1 protein-coding gene is annotated in these 1,311 nt (G+C 60.6%); it reads left to right on the top strand.

The window, feature by feature from the left end; translation table 11 throughout:
* Positions 1 to 1,311: outer membrane protein assembly factor BamA (gene bamA, locus ACK59H_RS22915; protein ID WP_409264985.1), on the top strand; the 1,311-nt coding region annotated here is incomplete at both ends.

Consider the following 1,311-nt stretch of genomic DNA (forward strand, 5'->3'; position numbering starts at 1 on the left):
GTCAACGGCCTGCAGCGGGTATCCGCTGGCAGCGTGTTTGGCGCTTTGCCGCTGAACGTTGGCGACCAGGCCGACGACAAGCGTCTGGTGGACTCCACCCGCTCGCTGTTCAAGACTGGCTTCTTCCAGGACATTCAGCTCAACCGCGACGGTAATGTACTGATCATCAACGTGGTCGAGCGCCCGTCGGTGTCGAGCATCGAGATTGAAGGCAACAAGGCGATCAGCACCGACGACCTGATGAAGGGCCTGAAGCAGTCGGGCCTGGCTGAGGGCGAGATCTTCCAGCGTGCCACCCTCGAAGGCGTGCGCAACGAGCTGCAGCGCCAGTACGTTGCCCAGGGCCGCTACTCGGCCGAGGTGGACGCCGAAGTGGTGCCCCAGCCGCGCAACCGCGTAGCCCTGAAGATCAAGATCAACGAAGGCACCGTCGCTGCCATCCAGCACATCAACATTGTTGGCAACACGGTGTTCAGCGACGAAGAGCTGCAGCAGCTGTTCGAGCTAAAGACCACCAACTGGTTGTCGTTCTTCAAGAACGACGACAAGTACGCCCGCGAAAAACTGTCCGGTGACCTGGAACGCCTGCGTTCCTACTACCTGGACCGCGGCTACATCAACATGGACATCGCCTCTACCCAGGTGTCGATCACCCCGGACAAGAAGCACGTCTACATCACCGTCAACGTCAACGAAGGCGAAAAGTACACCGTTCGCGACGTGAAGCTGTCGGGTGACCTCAAGGTGCCGGAAGACCAGGTCAAGTCGCTGCTGCTGGTGCAGCCTGGCCAGGTGTTCTCGCGCAAGGTGATGACTACCACCTCCGAGCTGATCACCCGTCGCCTGGGCAACGAAGGCTATACCTTCGCCAACGTCAACGGCGTGCCGCAGCCCAACGATCAGGACCATACCGTCGACATCATGTTCGTGGTGGACCCTGGCAAGCGCGCGTACGTCAACCGTATCAACTACCGCGGCAACACCAAGACCGAAGACGAAGTGCTGCGCCGCGAGATGCGCCAGATGGAAGGTGGCTGGGCGTCGACCTACCTGATCGACCAGTCCAAGACCCGTCTGGAGCGCCTGGGCTTCTTCAAGGAAGTCAACGTCGAAACCCCTGCCGTGCCAGGCACCGACGACCAGGTCGACGTCAACTACAGTGTCGAAGAGCAAGCTTCCGGCTCGATCACCGCCAGTGTCGGTTTCGCCCAGAGTGCGGGCCTGATCCTGGGTGGCTCGATCAGCCAGACCAACTTCCTCGGCACCGGTAACAAGGTATCCATCGGCCTGACCCGTTCGGAATACCAGACC

It is taken from the genome of Pseudomonas sp. KCJK9000 (assembly GCF_046230725.1).
In the GTDB taxonomy this organism is placed as follows: domain Bacteria; phylum Pseudomonadota; class Gammaproteobacteria; order Pseudomonadales; family Pseudomonadaceae; genus Aquipseudomonas; species Aquipseudomonas promysalinigenes.